Annotated in this window: 11 protein-coding genes; 6 read left to right on the plus strand and 5 right to left on the minus strand. The window is 65.2% G+C overall.

Going from position 1 to position 13,168, the window contains the following annotated elements; all coding sequences use genetic code 11:
- On the minus strand, window positions 1-239 hold a 239-nt coding region (locus IM708_RS18775), incomplete at its 3' end, for a helix-turn-helix domain-containing protein (RefSeq protein ID WP_209428101.1).
- A 131-nt stretch (window positions 240-370) separates the two neighbouring features.
- Here IM708_RS18775 and IM708_RS18780 point away from each other — a divergent pair.
- The 3 genes from IM708_RS18780 (at window position 371) to IM708_RS18790 (ending at window position 5,056) form a co-directional block, all read left to right on the plus strand.
- Window positions 371-2,317, plus strand: coding sequence for a TRAP transporter fused permease subunit (locus IM708_RS18780; RefSeq protein ID WP_209428102.1), 1,947 nt, complete (start codon window positions 371-373; stop codon window positions 2,315-2,317).
- A complete protein-coding gene (locus tag IM708_RS18785; RefSeq protein WP_209428103.1) occupies window positions 2,314-3,324 on the plus strand; it encodes a TAXI family TRAP transporter solute-binding subunit in 1,011 nt (336 codons plus the stop codon). Before IM708_RS18780 ends, IM708_RS18785 begins: the two co-directional genes overlap by 4 nt.
- Before the next feature lie 76 nt (window positions 3,325-3,400).
- Window positions 3,401-5,056 carry a sulfatase-like hydrolase/transferase gene (locus IM708_RS18790; RefSeq protein ID WP_209428104.1) on the plus strand — a complete coding sequence of 552 codons (1,656 nt, stop codon included), beginning with the start codon at window positions 3,401-3,403 and terminating at the stop codon, window positions 5,054-5,056.
- 132 nt (window positions 5,057-5,188) lie between these two features.
- Here IM708_RS18790 and IM708_RS18795 read toward each other — a convergent pair whose 3' ends face one another.
- Genes IM708_RS18795 through IM708_RS18810 form a run of 4 tightly spaced genes read right to left on the minus strand, consistent with a single transcriptional unit; the run spans window position 5,189 to window position 9,330 of the window.
- Window positions 5,189-6,670, minus strand: coding sequence for an aldo/keto reductase (locus IM708_RS18795; RefSeq protein WP_209428105.1), 1,482 nt, complete (start codon window positions 6,668-6,670; stop codon window positions 5,189-5,191).
- Between the two features lie 22 nt (window positions 6,671-6,692).
- Window positions 6,693-7,376, minus strand: a complete 684-nt coding sequence (locus IM708_RS18800) for a GntR family transcriptional regulator (protein ID WP_348525003.1) — start codon at window positions 7,374-7,376, stop codon at window positions 6,693-6,695.
- Window positions 7,373-8,365, minus strand: a complete 993-nt coding sequence (locus IM708_RS18805) for an oligopeptide/dipeptide ABC transporter ATP-binding protein (protein WP_209428107.1) — start codon at window positions 8,363-8,365, stop codon at window positions 7,373-7,375. The genes IM708_RS18800 and IM708_RS18805 overlap by 4 nt, the downstream gene beginning before the upstream one ends.
- A complete protein-coding gene (locus IM708_RS18810) occupies window positions 8,362-9,330 on the minus strand; it encodes an ABC transporter ATP-binding protein (protein ID WP_209428108.1) in 969 nt (322 codons plus the stop codon). Before IM708_RS18810 ends, IM708_RS18805 begins: the two co-directional genes overlap by 4 nt.
- Window positions 9,331-9,531: 201 nt before the next feature.
- On the opposite strand from IM708_RS18810, the gene IM708_RS18815 reads away from it, so the two are divergent.
- The 3 genes from IM708_RS18815 to IM708_RS18825 are packed head-to-tail and all read left to right on the plus strand — an operon-like array spanning window position 9,532 to window position 13,048.
- On the plus strand, window positions 9,532-11,124 hold the full coding sequence (locus tag IM708_RS18815; protein ID WP_209428109.1) for an ABC transporter substrate-binding protein: 1,593 nt from the start codon (window positions 9,532-9,534) through the stop codon (window positions 11,122-11,124).
- Window positions 11,125-11,127: 3 nt separating this feature from the next.
- Window positions 11,128-12,120, plus strand: coding sequence for an ABC transporter permease (locus tag IM708_RS18820; protein WP_209428110.1), 993 nt, complete (start codon window positions 11,128-11,130; stop codon window positions 12,118-12,120).
- A gap of 7 nt (window positions 12,121-12,127) precedes the next feature.
- Window positions 12,128-13,048 carry an ABC transporter permease gene (locus IM708_RS18825; RefSeq protein WP_209428111.1) on the plus strand — a complete coding sequence of 307 codons (921 nt, stop codon included), beginning with the start codon at window positions 12,128-12,130 and terminating at the stop codon, window positions 13,046-13,048.
- The last annotated feature ends 120 nt before the right edge of the window (window positions 13,049-13,168 follow it).

Genomic DNA, 13,168 nt, shown 5'->3' on the forward strand with positions numbered 1-13,168 from the left:
TGACCCGTACCGGGGTTGAACCCCGACCCAGGCATCGCGACAACGCTGCGATAGCGCCCGTCCTGGTGCGACCGGTGCACCACCCCGCGCGCCATGAGCGTCGCCAGCAGCCGCCGCAGGCTGGATTTGGGCAGGCCGGTGGCGCGGTGAAGCTCGGCCAGGGTCGCCGGGCCGGGGCGGGTCAGCACCTCCAACACTGTGAGCCCCCGGTCGAGCGATCGGTTGCCAAGCTCGTCCATGCCCACCCTCGAATGCGCAAGCGCCGGTCGCCAGCGCAGAGCGTGCCGCCTGCCGGCACGCCTGGCAGAAACATCATGCATACTCGATGCGGGTCCAGCAAACTGATTCCGTTCGGGGAGGACCGCTGTCGATGACATCGCTTGTACTGGCGCTGACCTGGACCATCCGGGCTGCGATCCAACTTGCCGCCGTGGCGCTGGCGGGGCTGGCGGTTTATGCGGCAGCGTTCGGGGTTTTCGACGTAACACGGTTCACCGCGATCACGGTCGGCCTTGCGACGACCATCGGCTTCCTGATGCTTTCGCTGGGAGAATCGAGCACGCTCGACGTCGGGACAGCCGAACCGCCGCGCCCGGTTCCAGCGGATCTGCCACGCATGGCACTCCATCTCGCACTCGCTACCTTCTCCGCCTGGGCGCTCTGGGACTGGGCCGACGTGATGCTGCGGCAGGAGGCGTTCTTCATTCGCATCGCGCCCATGCAATTCGCCCTCGGCTGGGCCGCGATCGCTGCCATCGGCTATCTGGTGCTGCGCTTTTTTGGCCCGGTAATGCTGCTGGTCTACGTCGCGGCTGCGGTTTTCATCCTGCTCCCGGGAGACTGGGGCGGCGCCGGGGTCAGCTGGACACGGGTGGCGAACAACCTGTGGTTCTCGACCGACGGGGTCTTTGGCCGCCCGGTCGAGGTGGTCAGCCGGGTGGTTCTCATCTTCATTGTTTTTGGCGCCGTCCTCCAGGCATCGGGCGCGGGTGACGTGCTCTTGCGGATGGCCTTCGCCGCCACTGGCCGCTTTGCCGGCGGGCCGGCGCATGCGGCGATTCTGGGCTCGTCCTTTTTTGGCACGCTCTCCGGCTCGCCGATCGCCAATGTCGTCTCCACCGGAGTCTTCACCATTCCCATCATCAAGCGCGCGGGCTTCACCCCGCGATTTGCCGGCGCGGTCGAGGCTGCGGCGTCGACCGGCGGGCAGATCATGCCGCCGGTGATGGGGGTCGTGGCTTTCCTGATGGCCGACGTGACCGGCATCCCTTATTTGCACATCATCACCGCCGCCCTGATCCCGGCAATCCTTTACTACCTGTCGCTTTTCGTCGTGGTCTATATCGAGGCCCGCCGGCTGGGGATCGAGCCGACGCGCGCGGCCGACCTGCCGCGCATCACCGGCATCGACTGGCTCCGCAGCCTCGCCTTCTGGGTGCCGCTAGGGGTCATCATCTACGTGCTGATGACCGGCCGCACGGCGCAGAACGCAGGCTTCTACGCACTCGCCTCGGCACTGGTCCTGTGTCTGGCGTTCTTTCCCGGTTTCCGCGACCCACGGCGCTGGTGGTCGGCGCTGGCCGAGGCCGGGCGCACCTCGGCCTTGCTGATGATCATCGTCGCCGCCATCGGCTTCGTCATCGGCGTCATCAACATGTCCGGCATAGGTCTGCGTTTCGCCGAAGGGGTGCTGGCGCTGGCCGACACCTCGCTCATCATGGCACTGCTGCTGGTCATGGGTGCATGCCTGATCATGGGCATGGGCGTGCCGACGGGGGCGGCCTACCTGCTGATCGCCATCGTCCTCGGCCCGGCGCTGCAGCGGCTCGGCGTGCCGCTGATCGCAGCGCATCTCTTCGTGGTTTATTTCGGCGTGCTCAGCGTCGTCACCCCGCCGGTGGCGCTCGCCGCCTTCGCCGCTGCGCCGATCGCCGGCGCGAAGCCGATGGAGACGGGGGTGGAGGCGCTGCGGCTCGCCGTCGCCGGCTTCGTCATCCCCTTCCTCTTCGTCTTCCACCACGACCTTCTCCTGATCGTGCCCGGCTTCAGCCTTGCCGGGCTCGCCTGGGCGCTCGCGCTCTTCGTCGTCGCCACCTGGATGCTCGCCACCGCGCTCGGCGGCTGGGAGGGGCGGCGCCTCGCCCTGCCCGAACGGCTGGCCCGCGGCGCCGCCGGCCTCGTCGCGATCCACCCCGACCCGCGCCTGTCGCTGCCGGCGCTCGCCGCCACCGCCGCGCTCGTCGCGCTCAACGCCCGCGGGCTGCGCCGGCTCGCGCTCGATCCGACCCCAACCCGACAAGGAGGAGAGACACGATGAAACTGCAACTGAAGGCCGCCCTCGCCGGCGCCTGCCTGGCCGGCCTCGCCGGTTCCGCTGGCGCCACCGAGACCCTGCGCATGGCCACGATCGCGCCCGGCTCCTCGGCCTATCTGGTGATGACCACGATGGCGACACTGATCAACCAGGCCCAGGACGACTACCAGATCCAGGTCGATGCCACCGGCGCCGCCACCCGCCACATGATCGAGGTCGCCGAGGGCGAGCTTGACATGTCCATGACCTCGCCCAACATCTACCGCTTCATGCGCGAGGGCGGCGCGATGTACCAGGAACTGCCCGAAGCGCCGGAACTGGCCGAGGAACTGCGGCTGATGTTCTGGTTCCCCTACGGCCAGTACCACTACATCGTCTATGCGGATTCCGATATCGAGAGCATCGAGGACCTGCGCGGCCGCTCGGTCTTCCTCGGCCCGCCCGGCGGTGGCGCCTGGAATGCGGCGCACGAATGGGTCAGGGGGCTCACCGGCATGACCGCCGGCGAGGATTACGAGAACGTTCGCGGCAGCTGGTCCTCGGCGCTGCAGGGCTTCCAGGACCGGCAGTTCGACGTCTTCGTCAACGGCGGCATCGCCCCCTTCCCGCAGGTCGATCAGCTGGCACTGACGTCGCAGCTGCGCCTGCTGGGCCTGACCGAGGAGGAGTTCGAAGCGAGCGAGGAAGCCCAGGCGCTGACCTCGCGGCTGGGCGCCGAAATCGGCATCATCCCCGCCGGCACCTACGCCGACGGTGTGGTCAACGCTGAAGATGTCTACACACATGGCGCGTCGGTCGGCGTGACGGTGCGTGCCGATCTCGACGAGGAGACTGTCTATCTGTTGACCCGTACCTTCTGGGAGCAGGCCGAGGCGGCCACCGCCGAACAGCCCTGGCTGCGCAACGTCAGTCTGGAATACGCGGTGCGCGAGGCCGGCATGCAGCTCCATCCCGGCGCGCTGCGCTACTACGAGGAAATCGGACTCGACATCCCCGAAGGCTCGCGCTGAGCTAACCGCCGGCCCGGCGTGCAGATCGCCGGGCCGGTCGCAAACCCCTTCGCTTTCACTGCAGGAGCCGCCGCGCATGACCGCGATCCGAAATGTCCTCTTCATCATGTACGACCAGTTGCGGCACGATTTCCTGTCCTGTGCCGGCCACCCCACGATGCGCACGCCGAACATGGACCGGCTGGCGACCATGGGGGTGCGGTTCAGCCACGCGTATGTCCAGTCGCCGGTCTGCGGGGCGAGCCGGATGAGCTTCTACACCGGACGCTATGTGCATTCGCACGGCGCCGCCTGGAACAACTTTCCACTAAAGGTGGGCGAGGTCACGCTGGGCGACCATCTACGCGCGCTCGGCGTCGACAGCTGGCTCGTCGGCAAGACCCACATGCAGGCCGATGCCGAGGGGATGGCGCGGCTGGGGCTGGCCCCCGACAGCGTCATCGGCGCGCGCGTTGCCGAATGCGGCTTCGACATCTGGGAACGCGACGACGGTCTCTGGGCCGAGGGGCCGGACGGGTTCTATGATGCGAAGCGTTCGCCCTACAACGAATGGCTGAAGGCGCGCGGCTATCCTGGGTCGAACCCTTGGCTCACTCATGCCAATGCGGCGGTGGACGAGGACGGGGCGCTGGCTTCCGGCTGGCTGATGAAGAATGCGCGCTTGCCCGCGAATGTCGGTGAGGCAGATAGCGAGACCGCCTGGCTCACCACCCGCGCCATCGATTTCCTGGAGTCGCCGCAGGCGGCTGAACCCTGGCTTTGTCATCTTTCTTATATCAAGCCGCACTGGCCTTATATCGTGCCCGCCCCCTACAACGTGCTTTATGGCCCCCAGGACGTTCTGCCCGCTATCCGGCATGACCACGAGCGCGACAACCCGCACCCGGTCTACCGCGCCTACATGGAAAACCCGATCGGCCAAGCATTTTCGCGCGATGAGGTCCGGCGCGAGGTAATCCCTGCCTACATGGGCCTGATCGCGCAATGCGACGACCATCTGGGCCGGCTTCTGGACCACCTGGAGGCGACGGGCCGGGTGGATGACACGTTGATCGTGCTGACCTCGGATCACGGCGACTACCTGGGCGATCACTGGCTGGGCGAGAAGGATCTCTTCCACGACCCTTCCGTTCGCATCCCGCTTATCATCTACGACCCGCGGCCAGCCGCAAACAGGACGCGCGGAACCATCTGCGATGCGCTGGTCGAATCGATTGACCTTGCCGCGACCTTTATCGAGGCGCTGGGTGGCGCCGTACCCGACCACGTCGTCGAAGGGCGCTCGCTCATTCCCCTCGTGGAAGGAAGGAAGCCTGAGGATTGGCGCGACGTGGTAATCAGCGAATACGATTATTCCGCAACGCCAATGGCTGCAAAACTGGGCATCGTGCCGAAGGAAGCGCGGCTCTTCATGGTCTTCGATGGTCGCTTCAAGATGATGCATGCAGAGGGCGGGATGCGGCCGATGCTCTTTGATCTCGAGGATGACCCGCAGGAGTTCCACGATCTCGGCGAAAGCCCCGATCATGCCGACATTCTGGCCCGGCTGAGCGAGCGACTGGCGCTTTGGGCCCGACGACCTTCGCAGCGCACCACCGTTTCGGACGCAGCTATCGTTGCACGCCGCGGAAAATCGCGCCGCAAGGGCATCCTTCTGGGGGTGTGGGAGGAATCCGATCTCAACCCCGACTTGCGCGCGGGCCTTGCAGCTAAAGTGGCAGAACTGCCATGACCGGTGACGCTTTTGAGAGAGGCAAGACGTTTACTTGTGCCTTGCGCGCTGGCCCGGAAGAGCCTTTAAAGTAGAAATTTGGGGACTACTCCGCGAGGCAAAGATTAATGCGGCAACCGCGCATGGCCAAGCTCAAGTTGTGGGCAGCAGGGCTTCGGCCTCGATCTCTACACGGTAGTCACCGATCAGGCTTGCCACCACTACCAGCGTGTTCGCCGGCTTTATTTTGGCGAAGACGCGCCCGTGTGCGCGTGATACTGCCAGCGCTTCCGCCGGATCTGTAAGGTAAACCCGGGTGCGCACTACGTCCTCGGCCCGCGAGCCCAGCGCCGAGAGTGCGGCGAGGATCTTGTCGAGAATGAATGTCGTTTGCGCCCCTGCATCATCCGCGGCCACGACCCGGTCCGCACCGGCGGTCGCGGTTGTGCCTGACACCAGAATTCGGTTTCCCACGCGATGGGCGCGGCAATAGCCCGCGATATGCTCCCATTCCGATCCGCTGGCAACACGGTCCATGTCCGGACGATGGGATGCAGGTTGCGCTGAAAAGGCAAGTGGCATTTGGTCCAGATGGTGTCGCAGATCGCCCGAGGCGGTGAGGAAAGGCGGCTTGCGATATTCGTCGCCGCAATCGCCCGGAATGGCCGAGGTGGCAGCAAAGGCCTCCTCCAACTGCGCGTGATCTTCGGTATCGAGCCGGAAGCCGAAGAGGCGGCGGTTGTCGGCGGTATGCTCACTTTCGCCGAGCCGCGCGCCGATTATGACGCCCGCGACGCCCGGTTGGTCCAGCACCCAGCGCGTAGCGACATTGGCGATCGAGACGCTGTGCCGGCGTGCGATCGAGTGAGCCGCACGCAGAATGCCTTGATAGGCGTTCCAGCCACCCGCCACATCGATGAAGCGCTTGTACTTCATCTTTGACCAGTCGTCGATCTCGGCGGGCTCTGGCTTGCCCAACCAGCGCTCTGACAGAAACCCGCCGCAGAGCGTGCCATAGCAGAGAAGACGCGCGCCGCTTGCCGCGCAGATCTCCGCCAACGCCCCGGTTGCGCGCCGATCAATGAGCGAGCAGGAGACTTGATTGGTCAGCAGCGGCACACCGTCAGCCAGCGCCAGATGCAGATGTGCCGCATCGAAATTGGTCACACCAAGCGCGCCGATCACCCCTTCGTCGCGCAGCCGGGCAAGCTCGTGGAGCGCATCGAGCCAGGCAGGATGCTCAAAAGCCCACCAGTGGAATTGCAAAAGGTCTATGCGCTCGACTCCCAGACGGTCCAGCCGTTCCTGTACGCCCGCGCGCACCACCTCGGCCGTCATCGGGCCCGGCGGCGGGCACCACTTGGTGAAGGCGAGAGGCCGGCGCTCGCTGCCACAATGACGCTGCAGGAGGCGGCCGGCGATGAGCTCGGCGCTGCCGTAATGATCGGCCATGTCGAACGTGTCGAACCCCGCCGCAGCATAGGCCGCGAGATGCCTCGCGCCAACCTCGGGGTCGATCTGCGTGCCGTTCTTCTCGATATCGGCGATCTGCCACAGGCCAACGAGCGCGCGGGCGATCTCCAAACCCGGTGCGAGGGTGAGGCGTTCGACAGATGGGGCGGCGGTCTGGTTCATTTCGGTCCCTTCAGGCATACGGTTAAGGGTCGGGCGCAAGCACCCGGAAGCTGCGCTCGATGTCATGGGCAAGCGCTGCGCGCGCGCCGTCGCGGTCGCCACGGCGCAGGGCTTCGATGATCGCGTAGTGAAAGATGTGATCGGCGATGCGGCCGACCTGGGGGTGTTTCATGATCAGGTTAAGGTACGTGCCGTATTGCAGCCAGAGTGCCTGGACCATCGGTAACAGCACCTCAGAGTCGGCGTGATTGTAGAGCGTGAAGTGAAAGGCGTGGTTCTGGCGAAGGTCGGGGCCTTTGTGACCGGCGGCATCGGAGGTTCTCAGCGTGGCCTCGAGCGCGACAATCCATTCAGGCGTCGAGCGTGCCATCGCCCGGTCGAGCACCAGCCCCTCAAGCGCGAGGCGCGCACTCTTCAGCTCTTCCATCCGCTGCCGATCGAATTTTGGCACAATCAGCGTGCGGCTCGGCGTATCGATCAGCGCGCCCTCAGCGACCAGCCGGCGCACGGCCTCGCGCACCGGGGTCAGCGAAATGCCCAACTGGTCTGCCAACATCTGCAATGTCAGCGTGTCGCCGGGCGCAAACTGGCCGGTATTGAACGCTTCGCACAAGCTGCGATATGCTGTCTCGCGCAGCGATGCGGGGGCAACCGGCGCGAGACGCGGACGGTTGGCAGCCCCTTGTGCCCTTGACGCCTTGGTCACAGTCGCCCCTCCGCAATCGCGTGGCACGCGACGCTGCCGCCGCCGGGCAGAGGGGTCGGAAGCGGGCGTTCGCGCCGGCAGCGGGCATTGGCATGCGGGCATCGAGGGTGGAAGGCGCAGCCCGTGGGCGGATCGAGGGGGCTGGGCACTTCGCCCTTCAGCGGCGCCGAAGCGCGGCCCAGCGTGTCGAGGCTGGGCACGGTCTCGATCAGAAGCCGTGTATAGGGGTGTTTCGGCGCCACGAACAATGCTGACTTCGCCTGCAATTCGACGAGATGGCCCAGATACATGACGCCGACCTCGTCGGCCATGTGTTCGATGACTGTCAGGTTGTGGCTGATGAAGAGATAAGTCAGCCCATGATCGCGCTGCAGCCGACGCATCAGGTTCAATACGGCCGCCTGCACCGAGACGTCGAGCGCCGAGGTCGGCTCGTCGCAGATCAGAAAGGCAGGGCGGCTGGCGAGAGCGCGGGCAACCGCGATGCGCTGTCGCTGGCCGCCCGAGAACTGATGCGGATACTTCGCCCCGTCGTCCGGGTTGAGGCCCGCGGCGACCAGAAGCTCAGCCACTTGTGCGCGCATCTCGGCCCGGCTTTGCGCGAGACCGAATGCCAGAAGCGGGTCGCCCACGCTCTGCGCGACCGTCCAGCGGGGATTGAGGCTGGCATAGGGGTCCTGGAAGATCATCTGGATTGCGCGCCGGGCCCGCGGGTCGCGCCTACTCGCCAGGTCAATCGGCCGGCCCTCGTAGCGCATCTCCCCGCTCGAAGGCGGCATCAGCCCGGCAAGGCATCGCGCGAGGGTAGACTTGCCGCAGCCCGATTCGCCCACCAGCCCCAGCGTTCTCTGCGGTGCAATCGTAAAGTTTACCCCGTCGAGCGCGCGCAGGATGCGCCGCGGGCGGCGCTGCAGCACCCGCGTCACCCACGGTGGCGAAACATCGAACCGGCGCGACAGATCCGCGACCTCGACCAGCGGGGCGGTCATGCGCTTTCCTCCAGCCAACATGCGGCGAGCGTGCCGCCACTGCGCGGCATGGGTTCGGGGCGCTCAGTCCGGCAGATGGGCATCACGCGATCGCAACGGGGGTGAAAGGGGCAGCCGGGTGGTAGCGCGTCGATCCTGGGCATGGTGCCGCGGATCTGCGGCAGCATATCGAGCCCCGCGCCGATCTTCGGAATCGCCGCGATCAGCCCCTGCGCATAGGGGTGGTGCGGGTGGCGCAGCACCTCGGCCACCGGACCCAGTTCTGCCAGCTGCCCGGCATAGAGCACCGCCACGCGATCCGCGGCCTCGGCAATAACTCCCATATCGTGGGTGATGAGAATCACGCCCATGCCCCGGTTGCGAGAAAGGGTTACGAGAAGTGCGATGATCTGCGCCTGGATCGAGACGTCGAGCGCGGTCGTCGGTTCGTCGGCGACGATCAACCGCGGCTCTCCGGCGAGCGCCAGCGCAATTACCACGCGCTGCCGCATCCCGCCGGAAAACTCGTGTGGATAGCTTGTCAGCCGTTCCTCGGCCGAGGGGATGCCGACCTCACGCAGCAGCTGCACGGCGCGCCCGCGCGCTTGCGCCGCAGACATCGGCAGATGCTGGCGAATCGTCTGCACCAATTGCTGGCCGATGGTAAAGACAGGATTGAGCGCGGTCAGCGGATCCTGGAAGACCATCGCGATAGCGCCGCCTCGCAGGCGCTGCATCTGAGCTTCGGCCAGGTTGTCGATGCGCGCGCCTTCGAAACGGATTTCGCCGCTGGTCTGGCAGAGCGGGCTGGTCAACAGGCGCAGGATCGCGGCGCCAGTGACCGATTTACCCGCGCCCGATTCCCCTACAATGCCTAAAACTTCACCGGGCGCGAGTTGGAAAGTCAGCCCGTCCAGCACCGCCGCTCCCGCGGCATTGCCCAGCCGCACCGTGAGGTCGCGCAGTTCCAGAAGCGGAGCCGGCATCACCTCTTTGCCCTGTTGCGCCAGCTCGGGAGCCGAAAGGCGTAAATACGACGAGGTGGCAACAACATAAGGCTTAGGGTCCATCTCAAGATTAGGTTTTATCATTGATCAAACTGGGTCGCTGTGCAACAGTTCTTTCCGGCGCTTGCCCTGCGAGGGACATCGCGCCATCAACAAAAATCGATGGGGAGAGATGGACGCATGATCAGACGCACGCTGATGGGGGCCGCAGCTGTGCTCGCCCTCTCGCTGGGTTCGGCCGGTGCCGAATCGCTGCGCTTCGCCGGGGCCACGCCCGCACTGACAATGGATCCGCATGCCACAAACGACTTCACGACCACGGCCATTTTCCGGCAGGTCTACGACAGCCTCGTGGGGCTGGATCTGGAAATGGAGCTGGTCCCTGCGCTGGCCGACAATTGGGAATACATCGGCGACGCGACCTGGAGATTTACCGTCCGCGAAGGAGTGAAATTTCACGACGGATCGGATTTGACGGCCGGGGATGTTGCTTTTTCAATCATGCGGCAGAAGGACAGCCGCTTCTACCGCTCGCTCTTTGGCTCGATCACCGAGGCGAACGTGGTCGATGACAGAATTGTCGAGGTCGTCTCGTCTGCGCCCGACCCGATCTTGCCACGCAAGATGTCGCGGATGTTTATCCTGTCGCAGTCTTGGGCCGAGGAGAACGACGCGGTCGAAATCCCCGATCTGGGTGCCGAAGGCGCCGAGGCCTATTCGATCCGCAACGCCATGGGCACCGGACCGATGCAGCTGGTCAGTCACGACCCCGCCGGGGAGACGCACCTAACTGCCTTCGACGACTACTGGGGCGACCGACCCGGCAACTTGACCGAAGCGACCTATCTGACGATCGGCTTAGGCCCCACACGGGTTGCGGCACTTCTATCCGGCGAGATCGACCTGGTCGTCGACACGCCCTTGCAGGACATAGACCGGATCGAGACCTCGCCCGACTTCTCGATTTCCGAGACCGCGCAACTTCTATGGATGCAGCTTGAACTCGACGGCACGCGCGATCAGGCGCTGGAGACCTTCGACCGCGACGGCAACGTGCTCGACGACAACCCCTTTCGCGACATCCGCGTGCGGCAAGCCATCGCTCATGCTGTCGATGCCGAGGCCATCGTCGACCGGGTAATGCGCGGTCATGCCCGTGTCGTCGGCATCGCTTCGATCCCCGGTTTCGGGGGCTACCAAGAGGATATGGACAGCCGCTGGGAAACCGACCTCGACCGCGCACGCGAACTGCTGGCCGAGGCGGGCTATGCCGATGGATTCGTCACCACGATGAACTGCCCGCTGGAGCGCTACGTAAATACCGACGACATCTGCCGCGCAGCCGCCTCGATGCTGGCACGGGTCGGCATCGATGTGCGCATCAACGGCATGGTCTGGCCCGAATTCGCCCGGATGCTGGTCAATGGACCGGATTCAAGCTTCCACCTGATCGGCATGAGCCCCGACAGCCGCGACACGCAGGACGCCTTCACCGGCTACATCATGACCCGCGACCCCGACGCCAACGAGGGATTCTTCAACTGGGCACTCTTCACCGACGAGGAGATCGACGAGAAGACCCGCACCTTGACCGAGACCTTCGATGAGAATGAGCGTGACGAACTCTACCGCGACCTCATCGAGCGGGCGAAGGAGCAGGTGAACGCAGTATACCTGCACCAGCCGGCAATTGTCTGGGCTATGCGCGAAGGCGTGGAAGCACCAATCCGCGCGGATGCAACCGTCACCTTGCAAAACGTGACCGTCCGCTAAGCCATGGCCGCACTGATCGCGCAGAGGCTGGTGCAGGCACTCATCGTGCTTGTGGTGGTCAGCGTGCTCGCCTTCGTGCTCTCGACACAAATCGGCGATCCGGTCGCGAGCATCCTCGGCCTGCAGGCAACGCCCGCGGACCGGCTCGAACTCAGGACGCGGCTGGGGCTCGACGAGCCCTGGCCGGTCCAGTACTTCGCCTTTCTCCGCCGAGTTCTGACCGGCGAACTCGGGGTGTCCTACATCACCCAGATCCCCGTGGCTGAGCTGATCGTCACGCGCCTACCTGCAACGCTGGAATTGGCCGGCGTGGCGCTGTTGCTGTCTTTGGGACTCGGCCTGCCGATCGGCATTTACGCTGCCGTCAACCGCGGCCACTGGAGCGCGGACGCGGTCCTCGCGCTCAGCGTCGTCGGCGTCTCGATCCCGACGTTCGTGATCGCGATCCTGCTGATCTTCGTTTTTTCCGTCACGCTCGGCTGGCTCCCGTCGTTCGGGCGCGGGCAGGTCGTCCAGGTCGGCTGGTGGTCAACAGGCCTACTGACCGATAGCGGCCGCCGGGCCCTTCTGATGCCGGCGCTGGCTCTGGCGATAAGCCAAGTCGCGCTGGTCGCCCGGCTGGTTAGGGCCGAGATGCTGCAGGTGCTGCGCACCGATTACATCCGGTTCGCCCGCGCGCGCGGAATCGCGCCGAGGGTGATTACGCTGTCATTGGCGCTGCGCAACACGCTCATCCCGGTAATCACTGTATCGGGCATCCAGCTCGGCTTTCTCTTCGCCTTTGCGGTGGTGGCCGAGGCGGTCTTTCAATGGCCGGGCATAGGGCTTCTCTTTTTGCAGGCGCTGGGCTCGACCGACGTGCCGGTGATCAGCGCGATCCTGTTGCTGACCGCGGCCTTTTTCGTCGCGGTTAATCTGGTCATCGACCTGCTTTACGCGTTGGTCGATCCGCGCCTGCGCTCTGGTGGAATGACCGGCCGCGCGGACCGAGCATGAGGTGCAAATGATCTTGCTTGCGCCCTTCCGCCGACTGACAGGCAACCCATTGATCCGCGACTTCGCCCGGAGCCTGCAGGCGATGGCGGCCTTTCTGGTTCTGACGGTGCTGGCCTTTGCCGCGATCCTGACGCCGTTCATCGCGCTGACCAATCCCTATGATCTGGCGACGCTCGATCTGATGAATTCGCGGCTGCCTCCGGCCTGGCACGATCTGGGCGAATGGCCCTATCTGCTGGGCACAGACAGCCAGGGCGGCGACCTTCTGTCCCTTATCCTTTACGGGATGCGCACCTCGATCTTGGTGGGCATTCTGGCGGTCGCGCTCTCGGTGACGCTGGGCACCGTACTGGGATTGCTTTCGGGCTATCTGGGTGGTTGGACAGGCGCCATCATCATGCGCGCAGCCGACGTCCAGTTCACCTTCCCAGCGATCATCCTCGCGCTCTTGATCGGCGGGCTTGCGCGCGGGGTGCTCAGCCCAGCTGCTCAAGCGCAGTTCGCAATCCCGATGGTAGTCCTGGCGCTCGGCATCTCGCACTGGCCGCATTTCGCACGTCTCGTGCGCGGCGCGGTCCTGGTGGAGCGCAACAAGGACTACATCGCCGCCGCACGTCTCGCGGGGCGAGGGCCCGGCTTCATTATGCTGCGCCAACTTCTGCCGAACGTGGTCAACCCGATCGCAGTGCTTGCGACGCTGGACATCGCCTTCGCGGTCATGGGCGAGGCAACCCTCTCGTTCCTCGGCTTCGGCCTGCCGCCGACCGAACCCTCCCTCGGCACCCTGATCCGGTCGGGCTACAACTACCTTTTCAGCGGCGAGTGGTGGCTGGTGATTTTCCCTTCGCTGGCGCTGATGCTGTTGGTGGTCGCCGTAAATGTCTTTGGTGACTGGTTGCGCGACGCGCTCAATCCGCAACTTCGCTGAGCCTGCGGTCGACCGCACGCGCGCGGCCGAAGCGGATACGAGGCGCCGAACAGTCCGGTAGCTTATCGCCCTGCCGCGCCTTGTCAGAGGAATCGCGCCGGTATTGCTTTCTCTGTTCCT

Source organism: Pararhodobacter sp. SW119 (genome assembly GCF_017811755.1).
In the GTDB taxonomy this organism is placed as follows: domain Bacteria; phylum Pseudomonadota; class Alphaproteobacteria; order Rhodobacterales; family Rhodobacteraceae; genus Pararhodobacter.

Excerpts from the sequence above, each read along its gene's own strand:
- IM708_RS18780 (WP_209428102.1), top strand. The coding sequence starts at position 371 with ATGACATCGCTTGTACTGGCGCTGACCTGGACCATCCGGGCTGCGATC.
- IM708_RS18785 (WP_209428103.1), top strand. The coding sequence starts at position 2,314 with ATGAAACTGCAACTGAAGGCCGCCCTCGCCGGCGCCTGCCTGGCCGGC.
- IM708_RS18790 (WP_209428104.1), top strand. The coding sequence starts at position 3,401 with ATGACCGCGATCCGAAATGTCCTCTTCATCATGTACGACCAGTTGCGG.
- IM708_RS18795 (WP_209428105.1), bottom strand. The coding sequence starts at position 6,670 with ATGAACCAGACCGCCGCCCCATCTGTCGAACGCCTCACCCTCGCACCG.
- IM708_RS18805 (WP_209428107.1), bottom strand. The coding sequence starts at position 8,365 with ATGACCGCCCCGCTGGTCGAGGTCGCGGATCTGTCGCGCCGGTTCGAT.
- IM708_RS18810 (WP_209428108.1), bottom strand. The coding sequence starts at position 9,330 with ATGCCGGCTCCGCTTCTGGAACTGCGCGACCTCACGGTGCGGCTGGGC.
- IM708_RS18815 (WP_209428109.1), top strand. The coding sequence starts at position 9,532 with ATGATCAGACGCACGCTGATGGGGGCCGCAGCTGTGCTCGCCCTCTCG.
- IM708_RS18820 (WP_209428110.1), top strand. The coding sequence starts at position 11,128 with ATGGCCGCACTGATCGCGCAGAGGCTGGTGCAGGCACTCATCGTGCTT.
- IM708_RS18825 (WP_209428111.1), top strand. The coding sequence starts at position 12,128 with ATGATCTTGCTTGCGCCCTTCCGCCGACTGACAGGCAACCCATTGATC.